Origin of the sequence: Nonomuraea sp. WAC 01424, assembly GCF_003947315.1 — a bacterium.
GTDB classification, from domain to species: Bacteria; Actinomycetota; Actinomycetes; order Streptosporangiales; family Streptosporangiaceae; genus Nonomuraea; species Nonomuraea spiralis.
The window spans coordinates 211,771-227,604 of the sequence record NZ_QHHZ01000021.1 but is presented as its reverse complement, the minus strand read 5'-3'; the positions used below and the strand labels follow the sequence as shown (position 1 = coordinate 227,604).

At 70.2% G+C, this 15,834-nt stretch carries 13 protein-coding genes and 1 riboswitch; of the genes, 6 read left to right on the top strand and 7 right to left on the bottom strand.

Features of this window, described 5'->3' with window-relative positions; all coding sequences use genetic code 11:
• Window positions 1-476 precede the first annotated feature (476 nt).
• Together DMB42_RS44340 and mgrA are read left to right on the top strand one after the other, a co-directional pair.
• Complete coding sequence (locus tag DMB42_RS44340; protein ID WP_125645740.1) at window positions 477-2,567, top strand: S9 family peptidase; 2,091 nt, start codon at window positions 477-479, stop codon at window positions 2,565-2,567.
• A complete protein-coding gene (gene mgrA, locus DMB42_RS44335) occupies window positions 2,564-3,562 on the top strand; it encodes an L-glyceraldehyde 3-phosphate reductase (RefSeq protein WP_125645738.1) in 999 nt (332 codons plus the stop codon). The genes DMB42_RS44340 and mgrA overlap by 4 nt, the downstream gene beginning before the upstream one ends.
• Window positions 3,563-3,573: 11 nt before the next feature.
• Here mgrA and DMB42_RS44330 read toward each other — a convergent pair whose 3' ends face one another.
• A complete protein-coding gene (locus DMB42_RS44330) occupies window positions 3,574-5,949 on the bottom strand; it encodes a lysylphosphatidylglycerol synthase transmembrane domain-containing protein (protein WP_125645736.1) in 2,376 nt (791 codons plus the stop codon).
• Between the two features lie 498 nt (window positions 5,950-6,447).
• Here DMB42_RS44330 and DMB42_RS44325 point away from each other — a divergent pair, with 498 nt between their 5' ends.
• The gene (locus DMB42_RS44325; protein ID WP_125645734.1) at window positions 6,448-8,460 is read left to right on the top strand and encodes a molybdopterin-dependent oxidoreductase; all 2,013 of its coding nucleotides are present in this window, start codon (window positions 6,448-6,450) and stop codon (window positions 8,458-8,460) included.
• Here DMB42_RS44325 and DMB42_RS44320 read toward each other — a convergent pair.
• Window positions 8,438-9,229: a hypothetical protein gene (locus tag DMB42_RS44320; protein WP_125645732.1), complete on the bottom strand. Its 792-nt coding sequence runs from the start codon at window positions 9,227-9,229 to the stop codon at window positions 8,438-8,440. The two genes, DMB42_RS44325 and DMB42_RS44320, sit on opposite strands and share 23 nt — an antisense overlap.
• A gap of 93 nt (window positions 9,230-9,322) precedes the next feature.
• Here DMB42_RS44320 and DMB42_RS44315 point away from each other — a divergent pair, with 93 nt between their 5' ends.
• The gene (locus tag DMB42_RS44315; protein ID WP_125645730.1) at window positions 9,323-9,865 is read left to right on the top strand and encodes a PadR family transcriptional regulator; all 543 of its coding nucleotides are present in this window, start codon (window positions 9,323-9,325) and stop codon (window positions 9,863-9,865) included.
• A gap of 31 nt (window positions 9,866-9,896) precedes the next feature.
• Here the strand turns inward: DMB42_RS44315 and DMB42_RS56180 are convergent, their stop codons facing one another.
• Window positions 9,897-10,823 carry a GNAT family N-acetyltransferase gene (locus DMB42_RS56180; protein WP_125645728.1) on the bottom strand — a complete coding sequence of 309 codons (927 nt, stop codon included), beginning with the start codon at window positions 10,821-10,823 and terminating at the stop codon, window positions 9,897-9,899.
• Between the two features lie 75 nt (window positions 10,824-10,898).
• Here DMB42_RS56180 and DMB42_RS44305 point away from each other — a divergent pair, with 75 nt between their 5' ends.
• The gene (locus DMB42_RS44305; protein WP_260478306.1) at window positions 10,899-11,348 is read left to right on the top strand and encodes a hypothetical protein; all 450 of its coding nucleotides are present in this window, start codon (window positions 10,899-10,901) and stop codon (window positions 11,346-11,348) included.
• Here DMB42_RS44305 and DMB42_RS44300 read toward each other — a convergent pair.
• From DMB42_RS44300 to DMB42_RS44285, 4 genes are all read right to left on the bottom strand, one after another.
• Window positions 11,314-12,237, bottom strand: a complete 924-nt coding sequence (locus DMB42_RS44300) for a zinc-binding dehydrogenase (RefSeq protein WP_125645726.1) — start codon at window positions 12,235-12,237, stop codon at window positions 11,314-11,316. The two genes, DMB42_RS44305 and DMB42_RS44300, sit on opposite strands and share 35 nt — an antisense overlap.
• Window positions 12,238-12,261: 24 nt before the next feature.
• Window positions 12,262-12,645, bottom strand: a complete 384-nt coding sequence (locus tag DMB42_RS44295; RefSeq protein WP_125645724.1) for a VOC family protein — start codon at window positions 12,643-12,645, stop codon at window positions 12,262-12,264.
• 4 nt (window positions 12,646-12,649) lie between these two features.
• On the bottom strand, window positions 12,650-12,970 hold the full coding sequence (locus DMB42_RS44290) for a multidrug efflux SMR transporter (protein WP_125645722.1): 321 nt from the start codon (window positions 12,968-12,970) through the stop codon (window positions 12,650-12,652).
• Between the two features lie 33 nt (window positions 12,971-13,003).
• Window positions 13,004-13,063: riboswitch (guanidine-III (ykkC-III) riboswitch) on the bottom strand.
• Between the two features lie 25 nt (window positions 13,064-13,088).
• A complete protein-coding gene (locus tag DMB42_RS44285; protein WP_229824979.1) occupies window positions 13,089-13,886 on the bottom strand; it encodes a bifunctional 2-polyprenyl-6-hydroxyphenol methylase/3-demethylubiquinol 3-O-methyltransferase UbiG in 798 nt (265 codons plus the stop codon).
• 103 nt (window positions 13,887-13,989) lie between these two features.
• On the opposite strand from DMB42_RS44285, the gene DMB42_RS44280 reads away from it, so the two are divergent.
• Window positions 13,990-15,795, top strand: a complete 1,806-nt coding sequence (locus DMB42_RS44280) for an acyl-CoA dehydrogenase (protein WP_125645718.1) — start codon at window positions 13,990-13,992, stop codon at window positions 15,793-15,795.
• Window positions 15,796-15,834 lie beyond the last annotated feature (39 nt).

The following is a 15,834-nucleotide window of genomic DNA, read 5'->3' as shown; positions in this document are numbered from 1 at the left end:
CCGAAGATGTGACGGGGTTATGCATGGTTTTCATGCACTGGCTTTTAAACACACTGTTGAGTTCTCAAGAAACGGACGCGTACTTCCTCACCAGAACCCGTTCCCGGATCCTCGTTCAGAGGCGTTCATTTCGTCTTGCGTTCTTTCGTTGTGTCTTAATTCTTTCAGCCGTTCAAGTCTCTGTCAAATTGACCGGACTTGCTCGACCTGCTGGAATTAAGCCGCGTCCCGCTTCCGGGACAACCCCTCTAACTTACCAGCCTGTCGCTCGGTTAGCGAACCGATCTTCAGACCTGCGAGCCAGAAGGGATTGTCGACGCCTGCGTCCGCAACACACCAATATCACCGGAGTGAAGGGAGTGGGTTGCGCCGCACCTCGTCGGCTCCTAAAGATTAGCAGCGCTCCCGACCGCTCGAGACGCGTTCGCCAGGTCGCCGGGCAACAGAACGATCACGGCCGAACATAGACTCCCCCCGTGAGCAGCATTCCGCCGCCAGAGGCGAAGAAGGTCCCGACTGAGCGCACGCATCACGGCGACACGGTCATCGACGAGTACGCCTGGCTCAGCAACAAGGACGACCCGGACACAACGGCGTACCTGGAGGCCGAGAACGACTTTCTCAAGGAGCACACCGCGCATCTCGCCGAGCTCCAGGAGCAGGTCTTCCAGGAGATCAAGGGACGCACGCAGGAGACCGACCTGTCGGTGCCCAGCCGTAAGGGCGCTTGGTGGTACTTCACGCGTACCGAAGAGGGGAAGCAGTACGCGGTGTCCTGCCGGGTGCCGGCGGACAGCGACGCACCGCCGCAGATCACCCCGGGCGAGCGCCTTGAGCGCGAGCAGGTCGTCCTGGACGGCAACGAGCTCGCGGGCGACAGCGCGTTCTTCTCCGTGGGCACCAGCGCCGTCACGCCCGACGGCACGATGCTGGCCTATTCGACCGACTTCAAGGGCGACGAGCGCTTCACGCTGAGGTTCAGGAACCTTGAGACGGGTGAGGTGCTGGCCGACGAGATCAAGGACATCTTCTACGGCGGCGCCTGGTCGGCGGACGGCTCGGCGTTCTTCTACACGCGCGTGGACGACGCCTGGCGGCCCTACCAGGTCTACCGGCACACCCTCGGTACCGAAGAGGACGTGCTGGTCTACGAGGAGACCGACGAGCGCTTCTGGGTGGGCATCGGGCTGACCCGCAGCGAGCGGTACCTCGTGCTGGGTGTGGGCAGCAAGATCACGAGCGAGGTGCGCATCCTCGACGCGGCCGACCCCACCGGCGAGTTCCGGCTCGTCAGGCCGAGGACGACCGGCGTGGAGTACGGCGTCGAGCACGCGGGCGACTTCTTCTATGTCCTGCACAACGAGAACGCCGAGAACTTCGAGCTGGCCACGGCCCCCCTCGACGATCCCGGCGCGTGGACCCCGCTGATCGAGCACCGCGAGGACACCAGGCTCCTGGAGATCGACGCGTTCTCCGACCACGTCGTCGTGCACTTCCGCCGCGACGGGCTGACCGGGCTGCGGGTGCTGCCCTACCCGGCGGCCGGCGCGGACTGGCGTGAGCGTGTCGAGGCGGCCGAGCGGAACGCGTACGAGATCGACTTCCCCGAGCCCCTGTACGACGTCGGCCCGGCGGGCAACCCGGAGTTCACCACGAGGCGGCTCAGGCTGGCGTACACGAGCATGGTGACGCCGCCCAGCGTGTACGACTACGAGCTGGACTCGCACGAGCTGATCCTGCTCAAGCAGCGTCCGGTGCTCGGCGGCTACGACCCGGGCGACTACGAGCAGTTCCGCGAGTGGGCGACGGCCGAGGACGGCACCCGCGTGCCGATCTCGATCGTCAAGCGCAAGGACACCTCGACGCCGGCGCCGACCCTGCTGTACGGCTACGGCAGCTACGAGACCTCCATCGACCCGGGTTTCTCGGTTCCCCGGCTGTCGTTGCTGGATCGCGGGTTCGTCTTCGCCATCGCGCACGTCAGGGGCGGCGGCGAGATGGGCCGCCACTGGTACGAGAACGGCAAGACGACCACGAAGCGGAACACGTTCACCGACTTCGTGGACGTGGCCAGGCACCTGAAGGCGAGCGGCTGGAGCGAGCGGGTCGTCGCGCGCGGCGGGTCGGCGGGCGGGCTGCTGATGGGCGCGGTGACGAACCTGGCGCCCGAGGAGTTCGCGGGCGTGGTGGCCGAGGTGCCGTTCGTGGACGCGCTCAACACGATCCTCGACCCGTCGTTGCCGCTGACGGTGATCGAATGGGACGAGTGGGGCGACCCGCTGCACAACGCGGACATCTACGCCTACATGAAGAGCTATTCGCCGTACGAGAACGTGGACGGCAGGGTGTACCCGCCGATTCTGGCGATCACCAGCCTGAACGACACGCGCGTTCTGTACCACGAGCCGGCCAAGTGGATCGCGCGGCTGCGCGCGCTCGCGTCCGGCGGGCCGTTCCTGCTCAAGACGGAGATGGGCGCGGGGCACGGCGGGCGCAGCGGGCGGTACGACGCCTGGCGTGAGGAGGCGTTCGCGCTGTCCTGGATCATCGAGAGGGGCACGGCATGACCTTCCTGGCCGACGAGGGGCGTTACGGGCGCCAGCCGTACAACCGGAGCGGGCGCAGCGGGCTGAGGTTGCCCGCGGTGTCGCTGGGGTTGTGGCACAACTTCGGCGACGACCGGCCGGTCGGGAACTCGCGGGGGGTGTTGCGGCGGGCGTTCGACCTCGGGGTGACGCATTTCGACCTGGCCAACAACTACGGGGTGCCGTACGGGTCGGCGGAGCGGAACTTCGGGCGGATCTTCCGGGAGGACTTCGCGGCGTACCGGGACGAGCTGGTCATCTCCACCAAGGCCGGGTACGACATGTGGCCGGGGCCGTACGGGGAGTGGGGGTCGCGCAAGTACCTGCTGGCCAGCCTCGACCAGTCGCTCGACCGTATGGGCCTGGAGTACGTGGACGTGTTCTACAGCCACCGTCCCGACCCGGACACGCCGCTGGAGGAGACCATGGGGGCGCTGGACCGGGCCGTGCGCTCGGGCAAGGCGCTCTACGCGGGCATCTCCAACTACTCGGCCGAGCAGACCGCGCAGGCCGCGCGGATCATGCGCGAGCTGGGCACGCCGCTGCTCATCCACCAGCCGTCGTACTCGATGATCAACCGGTGGATCGAGGACGACGGGCTGCGCGACGTGCTGGAGGAGGCGGGCATGGGCTGCATCGTGTACTCGCCGCTGGCGCAGGGGCTGCTGACCGACCGTTACCTGGAGGGCGTGCCCACGGACTCGCGGGCGGCGACGAGCCGGTTCCTGAACGCCGACCAGATCGACCGGGACCTCGCGCGCGACCTCAACGAGATCGCCAGGGGCCGGGGTCAGACGCTGGCCCAGATGGCTCTGTCGTGGACGCTGCGGGACCCGCGGGTGACGAGCGTGCTGATCGGGGCGAGCAGCGTCGGGCAGCTTGAGGACAACGTGGCGTGCGTGGACGGCCCGGTGTTCACCGAGGACGAGCTGGAGGCGATCGACAAGATCACCGGCCCGGTCGCGTCGGCTCGCTGATCAGCGGCCGGTCACAGGGCCTCGTGCCGCTGGAGGTAGGTGAAGGCCGCCCAGCCGGGCAGCACCGGCAGCCAGAACGTGAGCAGCCGGAACAGCAGCACGGCCGAGGCGGCCAGGTCCCACTCGAGGCCGGCGGCCACGAGGCCCAGGGTCAGCGCGTACTCGACCGTGCCGAGGCCGCCGGGCGTGGGCGCGGCCGAGCCGATGGCGTTGGCGGTGAGGTAGACGACGGCGACGGCGGTGAAGCTCAGCTGACCGCCGAACGCCGCGACGCAGGCGTCGAGGCAGGCCACGAACGCGATGGTGATCATGAGCGTGCCGACGCTGGCCTCGATCATCTTGGCCGGCGACTGCAGCACGTCGAGCAGCCGGGGCAACACGTTCGAGAACAGCGTGCGCATCCGTACGGTCACGATGCGGCGCAGCGGCGGCACGCCGAGCACCACCGCGACCAGCAGCGCGATGGCGAGCATCGCCACGACCAGGCCGCGCGAGGGGGTGAAGGAGGTGGCGGCGGCGGAGCCGGTGATGTAGGCGAACAGCAGCAGCAGGGCGATGTGGAAGACCAGCATGATGAGCTGCGAGGCGCCCACGCTGGCCACCGCGAGTGCCGGTGAGATGCCGCGTTTTTGCAGGTAGCGGGTGTTGATCGCGACGCCGCCGACCGCGGCGGGCGCGACCAGCTTGACGAACGACGAGGCGAACTGCACCAGGACGGTACGCCAGAGCGGCAGGCGTTCGGGCACGAAGCCGCGCAACATCAGGGCGGCGGCGACGAAGCTGCAGAACGAGGCGATCAGCGCCAGGCCGGACCAGGCCCAGTTGGCGGTGGTGGCCACCTTGTAGAGGTCGACCTTGCTGAGCTGGGAGAGCACGACGTAGGCGGCGACCGTGCTGGCGATGATCGTGATCAGGGTGCGCGGCCGGAAGCGCTCCAGGCGTACCTCTTCGACCTTGCCCTGGGGTTTGAGCGCGACGATGTGGTCGCGCAGGCCGGTGAGCACGTTCTTGGCCTTGGACAGGGCCGCGCGGGTCTCCCTGGTCAGGGCGATGCGCTGGAGCAGCGGCATGGCGGCGGCGAGCGCGTCGGGGCCCATCACGGCGGCGGCGGCCCGGACCGAGCGCTCGGGGCCGACGCGCAGCGCCAGGTAGGTGAGCAACTGGGCGATGTCGAGCCGGAGCAGCAGGTCGCCGGCGGCGATCTCGCCGCTGCGGGCGTCGGTCAGCACGACCCGGCCCGCGCGGTCGAGGTGGATGCTGTCGCCGGTGAGGCGCCGGTGGGCGAGCCGCTGGATCTGCAGCAGCTCGACCTGCTCCCAGATCTGGGCGAGCAGGGCGTCGTCGATCTCGGCGTCGGGCACCTCGTCGAGCGGGCGGGTCTCGATGTGCTCGTAGGCGAGCAGGGCGGCCTCGGTGCCGATCTCGCTGGTGCCGAGCAGGCGCGGCGTGCTGGCGCCGGCGGCCTGGGCGGCGTACGCCATGAGGGCCTCGCGTTCCAGCTCGGCCCGCAGCGAGCGGATGGCCCTGCGCCTGGTCTCGGAGTGGAGCCTGATCCGCCGCCACAGCCGGTACGGCAGCCCGGCCACCTGGCGGTCGCGGTCGAGGACGGTGACGTCGAGGCTGGTGCCGTCGACGAGGCCGATGGCGTAGCGGCGGCTGTCCTGGTGGTCGTCCTCGATGCGGCGGGCGGAGACCGGCGAGAACGACAGCTTGCGCAGCGCGGCGACCACGGCGCTGCCGGGCGGGCGGGTGTTGGGGCTGCCGACGCCGTAGAGGGTGGCGTAGCCGATGGCCATGCCGACCAGGACGGTCACGATGGCGCTGGGCAGGGTGATCTGCCGGCCGGAGAAGTAGGTGAGGATGTAGAGGGCGATCGAGGTCCACATGAGCATGCGCCACGTGGGGCGGCGGGCGATGCGGACCGCGGTGGTGTAGGCGATCACCGAGGTGAGCAGCGTGTTCAGCGGCTCGATCTCGCGGTCGCCGGTGAGCAGGATGCGCAGGTCGGTCAGGCTGCTCGCCTCGATCCACTGCCCGAGCAGGAACGACCCGGCCATGCCGATGATGGCCGCGATCAGCCCTTCCGCGACGCGCAGGCCGTCGCGGTGGAAGACCCGCTCGACGGCGAACGCGGCGGGCACGATGAGCACGGCCGCGCTGCCGATGAAGGCGGCCACCCGGCTGAGCAGCGGCACCATCTCGGCGCCCACCTTGACGTCCTGCTCCAGCCCGTTGAGCGTCTGCTTGGCGACGAGGGCGAGCAGGATCACCGCCCCGAGCACCATCAGCGTCGCGAAGAACCGCAGCAGGTCGGAGGGACGCCGCAGGCGCTGGGGAAGGAGCGGCTCTACTACGTAGACGCCGCCGTCGGCGCGTGACTCGGCCACGGCTGGATCCCCCTCCGCGAGGTCCGCCGTGTCATCATCTCGTTCCCTGATTTCGGCCACCGACAGTGATTCTGCACCTTCCCGGCCGGACCGTACGATCTCTGATCTCCAGTGTCCTCGTTCGTCGTCCCGGTGGGCGCACCGGGTGAGGACCCGGCCAGCATTGACCTGCCCGCGTGTGCACACCATGAAGCCTTGGGGTGTTCATGGCATGTGCACTCTCGCGATGCCGCCGCCGGCCCTCGTCGCCCTCGTCGCCCCCGACGCCCGGTTGTTTCCGGGATTTCGATTCCGTCGCCGGCGCGCACGGGGGAAACCGCGCGGCCGGGCGGCCCGGTCACGACGCGTCGGCCGAGTGCGTCGCGGCCAGGCTGCGCGAGGCAGGCTACACGGTGGAAGTCCCCCCGTTCACCTTTGCGTTCTTCCACGAGGTCGGACCGGCGGTGTCGCGGGGGCGGCTCGCCCGTCACGGGTGGGCCGGGACGTAGGCTGGGGCGCATGTCGGGCGAAATTAGGGTTTTGGGGGCATGTCCGCTTGACTGCCCGGACACCTGCTCGTGGGTCGTCACCGTACGGGACGGGCAGGCGGTCAAGATGCGCGGCAATCCCGACCATCCCTACACCCGCGGCGCGTTGTGCGTGAAGGTCAACCGGTACCTGGAGCACACGCAGGCGGATGACCGCATCCTGTACCCGATGCGGCGTACCGGGCCGAAGGGGTCGGGGCAGTTCGAGCGGATCACCTGGGACGAGGCGCTCGACGAGATCTCGACGCGGCTGCGCGGCATCGTGGACGAGCACGGCGGCGAGGCGATCTGGCCGTACCTGGGGACGGGGTCGCTGGGTTACCTCCAGGGCTGCGAGGGTGTGGCGGGCCGCCGGTTCTGGAACGTGCTGGGGGCATCCAAGCACTGGCTGAACATCTGCTCGGCGGCCGGCAGCAGCGGGCTGATGAAGGCCAACGGCACCGCGGGCGGCATGGACCCGGAGAACTTCGCCCAGGCCAGGCTGATCCTGCTCTGGGGCACGAACACGCTGACCAGCGGCCACCACCTGTGGAAGTTCATCCAGGACGCCAGGGCGGACGGCGCGTACGTGGTCGCCATCGACCCCATCCGCACCAGGACCGCCGACCAGGCCGACCAGCACCTGGCGATCAGGCCGGGCACGGACGCGGCGCTCGCGCTCGGGCTGCTGAACGTCGTGCTCGCCGAGAACGCCCAGGACGAGGAGTTCCTGGCCGAGCACACCGAGGGCTGGGACGACTTCCGCAAGGAGATCCTGGAGTACCCGGTGGAGCGGGTGGCGGAGATCACCGGCATCCCCGCCGAGGACGTCCACAGCCTGGGGATGCGCCTGGCCCACACGCGGCCGACCGCGATCCGCGCCACCATGGGCATCCAGCGGCACGCGGGCGGCGGCACGGCGATGCGGACGATCGCCGCGATCCCCGGCGTGACCGGCGACTGGCGCGGCGCGGGCGGCGGCGTGGCGTACTCGACGAGCGGTCACGTACGGGTGAACGTCGACCGGCGCGACGACCTGCTGGCCAAGCCGGTGCGCACGCTGGTCATGACCAAGCTCGGCTCGCAGCTCGACGACGTCAAATGCCTGTGGGTGTACGCCGCCAACCCGCTCGGCTCGACCCCCGACGCCAACACGATCAGGCGGCAGCTCGCCCGCGAGGACCTGTTCACGGTCGTCATGGAGCAGTTCCCGACCGACACCGTGGACTACGCCGACATCGTGCTGCCGGCGACCATGCAGACCGAGCACATGGACCTGCACGCCGGGTACGGCCACATGTACCTGCTGTGGAACGAGCCCGCCGTGCAGCCGCCCGGCGAGTGCCTGTCCACGACCGAGACCTTCCGCCGGCTGGCCGCCCACATGGGCCTGACCGAGCCCTCCCTGTACGACTCCGACCTGGAGCTGGCCGAGTCGCTGCTGGCGAGCGGGCATCCGTCGCTCGAAGGCGTGACGCTCGACCGGCTGCGCAAGGAGGGGTGGGTGCGGATGAACTACCCCAAGCCGTTCACGCCGTTCGCCGAGGGCTTCCCCACGCCGTCCGGGCGGCTGCGTTTCCCGCCCTCGGGGAAGGCGTACGTGCCGTCGCACACGGCTGTCGCGTCGCGGGCGGCGTACCCGTTGACGCTGGTCACGCCGGCCGCGCACACGTTCCTGAACACGATCTTCGGAAACAATCCCGAGCTGCGGCGGCGGGCCAAGGAGCCCGCGGTGCTGGTGAACCCGGCCGACGCGGCGGCCCGCGGGCTGGTGGGCGGGCAGCGCGTACGGGTGCACAACGACGGCGGCGAGTTCCTGGCCGACGTGGAGATCAGCGACCGGGTCGCGCCCGGCGTGGTGGCGACGCCCAAGGGCCGCTGGCCGAAGCTGAGCCCCGGCGGCGCGAACGCGAACGCGGTCGTGGCCGAGCGGGACGGCGACATGGGCCGGGGGCCCGCCTTCCACGACAACCTGGTCGAGGTCAGCCCTTGTGCCGGTCCATGAACGCCACGACGGCGTCGAGCACCTTGGCGGCGTGAGGGCTGCCGAACAGGGCCGAGGCGTGCAGCGACTCGCCGGGGATGATCAGCACCTGGTTGTCGGGAGCCTTGGCCGCGGCCGTCTCGGCGGCGCGCAGCGACCGGGCGCCGCCGTAGGAGTCGTGCTCGGAGCCGATCTGCAGCAGCGGCACGGTGAGCGCGGCGGCGTCGCCCTCGTCGATCTCGCCTGACAGGGCGACCACGCCGGCCACCTTCACGCCCGGCTTCCCCGCCGATTTCCCGGCGAGCTTCTCCGCCGCCGGGACCGAGGCGGTGGCGCCGATCGACCCGCCGACCAGGAACACGCGCTCGACGCCCTTCTCCTTGGCCAGGCGCCGGCCCATGGCGATGGCGCCGTCCTCGGGCAGGAGGCCGGCGTCCCTGGCGTAGAGCAGGACGCGGTAGCCGGCGGCGACCAGGCGGTCCGAGAGCGGGCGCCAGGTGCACACGCTGCCGCGGCGCTCGTAGGTGATCACCACGCCGACCGGGCCCTTGCCCGTGATCACGCCGGGCAGGCCGCGGACGTGGGTGAAGATCTTGCCGTCCTGCTCGGTGAAGCAGCCGGAGACGTTGGGGCCGGTGGGCGGCGCGCTCGGGGTGGGGGTCGGATCGGGGCTCGGGACCCCGGCGGCCGTGGCGGCCGGGGAGGCCGGGCCGGTTGTGGTGGGGACGTCGGCGGCCGTGGTGCGGACCGCGCCCCCGCAGCCGGTCAGCCCCAGAGTGAGGAGTGTCATCCATCCGACGATCTTCCGCATGGCCGCCGCGCCCTCCTTCAGACTATGTCTGAACAGACATAGTGCCGCAAGCACCATATCCTTGGACCCACCATGACCTCAACGCTCGGATACGCGATTTTGGCCGTGCTGGCGCGCGGCGAGCGCACCGGATACGACCTCGCGGCGTCCATGCGGCGGCCCGTCGGCTATTTCTGGACGGCCGGGCACAGCCAGATCCACGCCGAGCTGCAGAAGCTGCGGGCGGGCGGGCTGGTCGGGTTCGAGAGCGCGCACGGGCCCGGGCCGCAGGACAAGAAGGTCTACCACCTGACCGCCGAGGGGCTGGCGGCGCTGCGGGAATGGGTCACCGAGCCGCCGCGTGAACGGCCGGAGCGCGATGAGCTGGTGCTGAAGACGTACGCGGCTTGGGTGGCCGAGCCGGAGCTGGTCAGGCGGCTGTTCGCCGACCAGCTCGCCACGCACGAGGCGCGGCTGGCCGACTACGAGCGGCAGGAGGCGTCCTTCGGCGGGCAGCCGGCCTTCGGCGACCCGGGGTTCGGCGGCTACGCGACGCTGCGCTGCGGGCTGAGCTACGAGCGCCACCGGGCCGACTGGTGCCGCTGGATGCTGGCCCAGCTCGGCGAAACCCCCTGAAGGCCCCTTGGGGGACGCTCCTGGGGGCGGCTCAGGTCAGGGAGAGTTTGTAGCCCTCGTGGGAGGCGGTGAAGCCGAGCGCGGCGTAGAAGCGGTGGGCGTCGGCGCGTGACTTGTCGGAGGTGAGCTGCACGACGGCGCAGCCCCTGGCCCGCGCCCGGTCGACGGCCCACTGGATCATCTTCCCGCCCAGCCCCTGGCCGCGCGTCGAGGCCGCCACCCTGACCGCCTCGATCTGGCACCGCTCCGCGCCCAGCCGCGACAACCCGGCCAGGTACGTGAGCTGCATCGTCCCCACCACCTCGCCCTCCTGCTCGGCCACGATGAGCTCGTCGTACGGGTTGGCCTCGATGCGGTCGAAGGCCATCAGGTAGCGGGTGTCGTCGGGGGCGCCCTCGCGGGTCGCGCCGAGCGGGTCGTCGGCCAGCATCGACACGATGGCCGGCACGTCCTCCTTGCGGGCCTGGCGGAACAGCAGGGACAACACGTAGTTGGTCTCCATCAGGGCCGGGTTGGAGGGCAGGGCCATGACCTTGCCGCTGGGGGTGAAACCCTTGGCGCCGTAGAGGGCGCGGGCGGCGTGGTTCCGGTCGACGGCCCAGAGTTGCACCTGCTCCGCGCCGGACGAGCGGGCCCACTCGACGGACCGGTCGACCAGCCGGGAGGCGAGCCCGCGGCCCCTGGCCTCGGGGGCGACCCACATGGACAGCAGGTGGGCGCCGGTCTCCTCCAGGAGCATGCACACCAGGCCCACGTCACCCAGGCCGTCGCTCGTGGCCACCCACCACCGCGAATCCGGATTTTTCAGCCTTTCGGCCCAGTCCTCGGCGGAGAACCCGACCTCCCGCGCGTACGAGGAGCCGAACGCGTCCGGCGACTCCTGGAGCGCCCGCAGCCGGACCTCCTTCAGCCGCTCCCCTTCGTCCGGTCCCAACTGCACAATGGCGATTTCCCTCATATGGGAATCATGTCAGGGACAGGTCAGGGTCCGTCCCCGATGCCCCCAGGGGGCCCGCGGCGGCACCATGAGGACATGAACGAAATCAGTAGGCGCGATGAAGTCTCACTGTCTGCGGCGGCCCTGCGGGGCGCCCCTTGGAAGACCGCCGCCATCGGCGGCGTCGTGGTGTCGGCCGCCAGCTTCGGGATGGGCGCGCTCACCGGCACCGGCGACCTGGTCTGGGCCCTGGGGCTCGGCATCAGCCTCTTCGCCCTGATCGCCGCGATCGGCTCGGTCTCCAAGCCGAACGAGGGCGACCGCGTCACCCGCCAGGCCAGGCTCTGGTCGCTGCAGCACCCCTGGAAGTTCGCGCTCCTGCCCGCCGCCATCACCGCGGTGCTCGACTACCCGGTGCAGCTCGTGCTCGACGGCGAGGGGGTGTTCGGCTCGGCCGTGCAGGCGATGTGGCACGGCGCGCTGGTCTACCTGATCGCCGCGATCCTGACCGTCACGATGAAGGGACGAGCACGATCTTCCCAGTGACCCGTCGCTCCAGCAGGTCGTCCATGGCCCGGCCCGCCTCCGCCAGCGGCCTGACCTCCGGCGCCGCCGGGACGATGCCCGGCATCGCCAGCAGACCTTCGAGCATGACCCGATTCTCCGCCGCGTGGCCCATCGACCACGCGCCCCAGTCCACGCCCACGACCGCCCGGTCACGCAGCAGCACCTGGTTGGCGGGCAGCCTCGCGATGCCGCCCGAGGCGAAGCCGACGACCAGGAGCCGCCCGCCCTCGCGCAGCCCGCGAAGGGCCTGTTCGGACAGCTCCCCGCCGACCGCGTCGACCGCCACGTCCACGCCCCACGACCTGGCCGCTTCCTTCAGCCCGTCGTAGCCGATCGCGTCGTCGGCTCCCGCCCGCCGGGCGCGCTCCCTCTTCTCGCCGGTGGACGCCGCCGCCAGTACGACGGCGCCGAGTGCCTTGGCGACCTGGACCACGGCCAGTCCCACGCCGCCGCCCGCCCCGAGCACGAGCACCCGCTCGCCGGGAAGCAGCCGGCCGCGCTCCCTGAGCGCGTACATGGCGGTGCAGTAGCTCTGCGGGAACGTGGCCGCCGCGAGCATGTCGAAACCCTCGGGCAGAGGTACCGCCTGCGCCCGGTGCACCAGCACCCGCGTCGCGAAGCCGCCCAGCCCGGTGATCGCCACGACCCTGCGGCCGTCGGCCAGCCGCCCCGCCACCTCGTAGCCGGGCGTGAAGGGCAATGGCGGCCTGATCTGGTAGCCGCCGCGCACCATCAGCCCGTCGACGAAGTTGACCCCGGCCGCCTCGACCTCGACGACCACCTGATCGGGCCCGGGAACGAGATCCGGCAGCTCGACGACCTCGACCGGCTTGCCGTACCCGGTGCAGACGACGGCCCTCACGCTCATGGGGCCAGCTTCACCGACAGAACATCATTCCGGCAAGGCCCTCTCGGCCTCGCTCCTGCACACGCAGAACTCGTTCCCCTCGGGGTCGAGCATGGTCACCCAGCCCGTGCCGTCGGGCTTGCGCTGGTCCTGGAAGATGGTCGCGCCGAGGCCGAGCAGCCGCTCGACCTCCTCGTTGCGCGTCCTGCCACCGGTGCCGTTGACGTCGAAGTGCACCCGGTTCTTGCCGGTCTTGCCCTCGGGCACGCGGATGAACAACAGGAACGGGTCCTGCGGCGTACGCAGCATGACCTCGTCGGCACCCGGCTCGTCACCCTCGCCCAGCGGCCACCCGGTGGCCCGGCTCCACCAGCTCGCGATCTCATAGGGGTCGGCGGCGTCAACGGTAAGGGCGTGAATCTCAATCATCGCACTAGTGTCCACCAGCGAGGTTGAGCCCCACGACACCGGCCAGGATGAGCGCGATCGAGGTCAGGCGCAGCGGCGACACGTCGTCGCCCATGGCGACCATGCCGAGGATCGCGGTGCCGACGGCGCCGATGCCGGTCCAGACGGCGTACGCGGTGCCGACCTCCAGGGACTTGAGCGCGTAGGCGAGCAGGCCGAAGCTCAGCGCGGCCGTGGTCAGGAACGACAGGGTCCACCACAGGTTGCTGAGGCCGTTGCTGAGCTTGAGGGACAGCGCCATGGCCACCTCGAACAGGCCGGCCAGCAAAATGAGGATCCACGCCATGATCGACACTCCAAAGGACGAGACGTACAGGTACGTGCGTCGTCTTGGCGTGTCCGGGTACGGCGCGTCTCGTCCGGGAGCGGTCAGCTCATGTCGTAAAACGACCCAGGAAACCGGATCATTCCCACCAGACCGTGACCCAGCGGTCGCGGGGCACCGGCCACATGCCCAGTTCGACGGCCGTCTCGGCCACCTCCGCCACTCTGGACGGATCGAGGCACACCCGGCGGCAGGCGCTCTCGGCCAGCTCCTCGACCGAGCTGAATCGTTCCAGGGGCGCTTCCCGCTCCTCCACGCGCACCCGGAAGCCCAGCGCCGCGGCCAGCGCGACGCAATCTTCGGCGATGGGCCGGACCGGGCGGTCGACGCCGTGGAAGTGTTGCCAGAGCGGCGTCATCCAGCTCATGGGGTGGCGGTGCGGGAGTTCGAGCACCACCCGGCCGCGGGTGTGGCGGTCGAGCGCCACCAGGAACTCCGCCAGGTCGGGCACGTTGTAGACCACGTGGGCGGCGACGGACACGTCGACCTGCGGCACCTGGTCGCCCACGTCGGGCCAGCGTCCCTCGACGGCGGTGACCGGCACGCCCAGGTTCATCGCCCTGGCCGTCAGGCCCTCCAGCATGGGCGCCGAGGTGTCGACCGCGTACAGATGGCCGATGCGCTCGCGCAGCGGCAGTGACGCGGCGCCGGGGCCCGAGCCGACGTCGAGGAGCGTGCCCTTGTCGGGCAGCGCCTCGGCGAGCCGGGTCATGGTGGGGCCGTCGTCGGACTCGGCCAGCGCCCGGTCGGTACGGGCCGCGAACCTGGCCGGCGAATGGCTCCACGGATCAGCCGGGGCCTTGGCCAGGATCCACTCGGGGATGGCCCAGGATTCCAGGCGTTCCCGCCACCTGGCGGCGAGTTCTTCGGCGTCCATGGAGTCGAGCATGCCATGCATGGCCATGGTTACCCACGGGTAGCATTGCGGGTAAGGTTACTCGCCAGTACATGAAGACCTCGGTTCAAGGAGATCTGCACCCATGGGCCATTACAAGAGCAACGTGCGTGACCTGGAATTCAACCTCTTCGAGGTGTTCGGTCGACGCGAGATCCTCGGCACCGGGCCCTTCGCCGAAGTCGACGAGGACGTCGCGCGGAGCATCCTGGACGAGGTCAACAGGCTGGCGACCGGCGTGCTCGCCGACTCCTTCGAGGAGGGCGACCGCAATCCGCCGGTGTTCGACCCCGAGACGAGCACGGTGACGGTGCCGGCCGGCTTCAAGAAGTCGTTCAAGGCGCTGGTGGACGGCGGCTGGGCGCACCTCGACCTGCCCGTCGAGCTGGGCGGCCCCGGCATCCCCCGCAGCCTCGCCTGGGCGACCGCCGAGATGGTGCTCGGCTCGAACCCGGCCCTGTACATGTACGCCGCGGGCCCCAACTTCGCCTACACCTTGTGGAACGTCGGCACGCCGGAGCAGAAGCGCTTCGCCGAACTGGCGATCGAGAACAACTGGGGCGCCACGATGGTGCTCACCGAGCCGGACGCGGGCTCGGACGTCGGCGCCGGCCGGGCCAAGGCCGTGCAGCAGGCCGACGGCACCTGGCACATCGAGGGCGTCAAGCGCTTCATCACCAGCGCCGAGCACGACATGTCCGACAACATCTTCCACCTGGTCCTGGCCCGCCCCGAGGGGCACGGCCCCGGCACCAAGGGCCTGTCGATGTTCCTGGTGCCCAAGTTCCACGTGGACCTGGAGAGCGGCGAGCTGGGCGAGCGCAACGGCGTCTACGTCACCAACGTCGAGAAGAAGATGGGCCTGAAGGTCTCCACGACCTGCGAGCTCACCTTCGGCGACAAGCACCCGGCGATCGGCTGGCTGGTCGGCGACGTGCACGAGGGCATCAAGCAGATGTTCATGGTGATCGAGCACGCCCGCATGATGGTCGGCACCAAGGCCATCGCCACGCTCTCCACCGGCTACCTGAACGCCCTCGACTACGCCAAGTCCCGCTACCAGGGCTCGGACCTGACCAAGATGGCCGACAAGGGCGCGCCCCGGGTGACCATCACCCACCACCCCGACGTGCGCCGCGAGCTGATGCTCCAGAAGGCGTACGCGGAGGGCATGCGGGCCCTGGTGCTCTACACGGCCACGTTCCAGGACACGATCCTCATCGACCCGGACGACCGGCACGCGCACGCCATGAACGACCTGCTGCTGCCCCTCGTCAAGGGCGTCGGCTCCGAGCGGTCGTACGAGCTGCTGGCCCGCTCGCTGCAGACCCTCGGCGGCTCCGGTTACCTCCAGGACTACCCGATCGAGCAGTACATCCGCGACGCCAAGATCGACTCCCTGTACGAGGGCACGACCGCGATCCAGGGCCTCGACCTGTTCTTCAGGAAGATCCTGCGCAACCAGGGCGCCGCGGTCGGCGCGCTGCTCGCCGAGATCAACGAGTTCGCCGCCTCCGAGGCGGGCAACGGCCGGCTCAAGGAGGAGCGCAAGCTGCTCGCCGAGGCCGCCGCCGACGTCAAGGCCATGGGCGACACCATGGCCGGCTGGGCGCTCGGCTCGCTGGAGAAGCCGGAGGAGGTCTACAAGGTCGGGCTGAACAGCACCCGGTTCCTGCTCTCCCTGGGCGACCTGGTGATCGGCTGGCTGCTGCTGCGCCAGGCCGAGGTGGCGCGGGCCCGGCTGGCCGAGGGCGAGGACCCGTTCTACCAGGGCAAGGTGGGCGCGGCGTCGTTCTTCGCCACGACCGTGCTGCCCAGGCTGTCGACCGAGCGGCGTGTCCTCGCCGCCACCGGCCAGGACCTCATGGAGCTTCCCGAAGAGGCCTTCTGAGCCCGCTTCACCCGTGACGCCCGTTCCCGCTCCGGGGGC

Coding starts and splice junctions, on each gene's coding strand:
- mgrA (WP_125645738.1), top strand. CDS start 2,564: ATGACCTTCCTGGCCGACGAGGGGCGTTACGGGCGCCAGCCGTACAAC.
- DMB42_RS44325 (WP_125645734.1), top strand. CDS start 6,448: ATGTCGGGCGAAATTAGGGTTTTGGGGGCATGTCCGCTTGACTGCCCG.
- DMB42_RS44320 (WP_125645732.1), bottom strand. CDS start 9,229: ATGACACTCCTCACTCTGGGGCTGACCGGCTGCGGGGGCGCGGTCCGC.
- DMB42_RS44315 (WP_125645730.1), top strand. CDS start 9,323: ATGACCTCAACGCTCGGATACGCGATTTTGGCCGTGCTGGCGCGCGGC.
- DMB42_RS56180 (WP_125645728.1), bottom strand. CDS start 10,823: ATGAGGGAAATCGCCATTGTGCAGTTGGGACCGGACGAAGGGGAGCGG.
- DMB42_RS44305 (WP_260478306.1), top strand. CDS start 10,899: ATGAACGAAATCAGTAGGCGCGATGAAGTCTCACTGTCTGCGGCGGCC.
- DMB42_RS44300 (WP_125645726.1), bottom strand. CDS start 12,237: ATGAGCGTGAGGGCCGTCGTCTGCACCGGGTACGGCAAGCCGGTCGAG.
- DMB42_RS44295 (WP_125645724.1), bottom strand. CDS start 12,645: ATGATTGAGATTCACGCCCTTACCGTTGACGCCGCCGACCCCTATGAG.
- DMB42_RS44290 (WP_125645722.1), bottom strand. CDS start 12,970: ATGGCGTGGATCCTCATTTTGCTGGCCGGCCTGTTCGAGGTGGCCATG.
- DMB42_RS44285 (WP_229824979.1), bottom strand. CDS start 13,886: ATGGACGCCGAAGAACTCGCCGCCAGGTGGCGGGAACGCCTGGAATCC.
- DMB42_RS44280 (WP_125645718.1), top strand. CDS start 13,990: ATGGGCCATTACAAGAGCAACGTGCGTGACCTGGAATTCAACCTCTTC.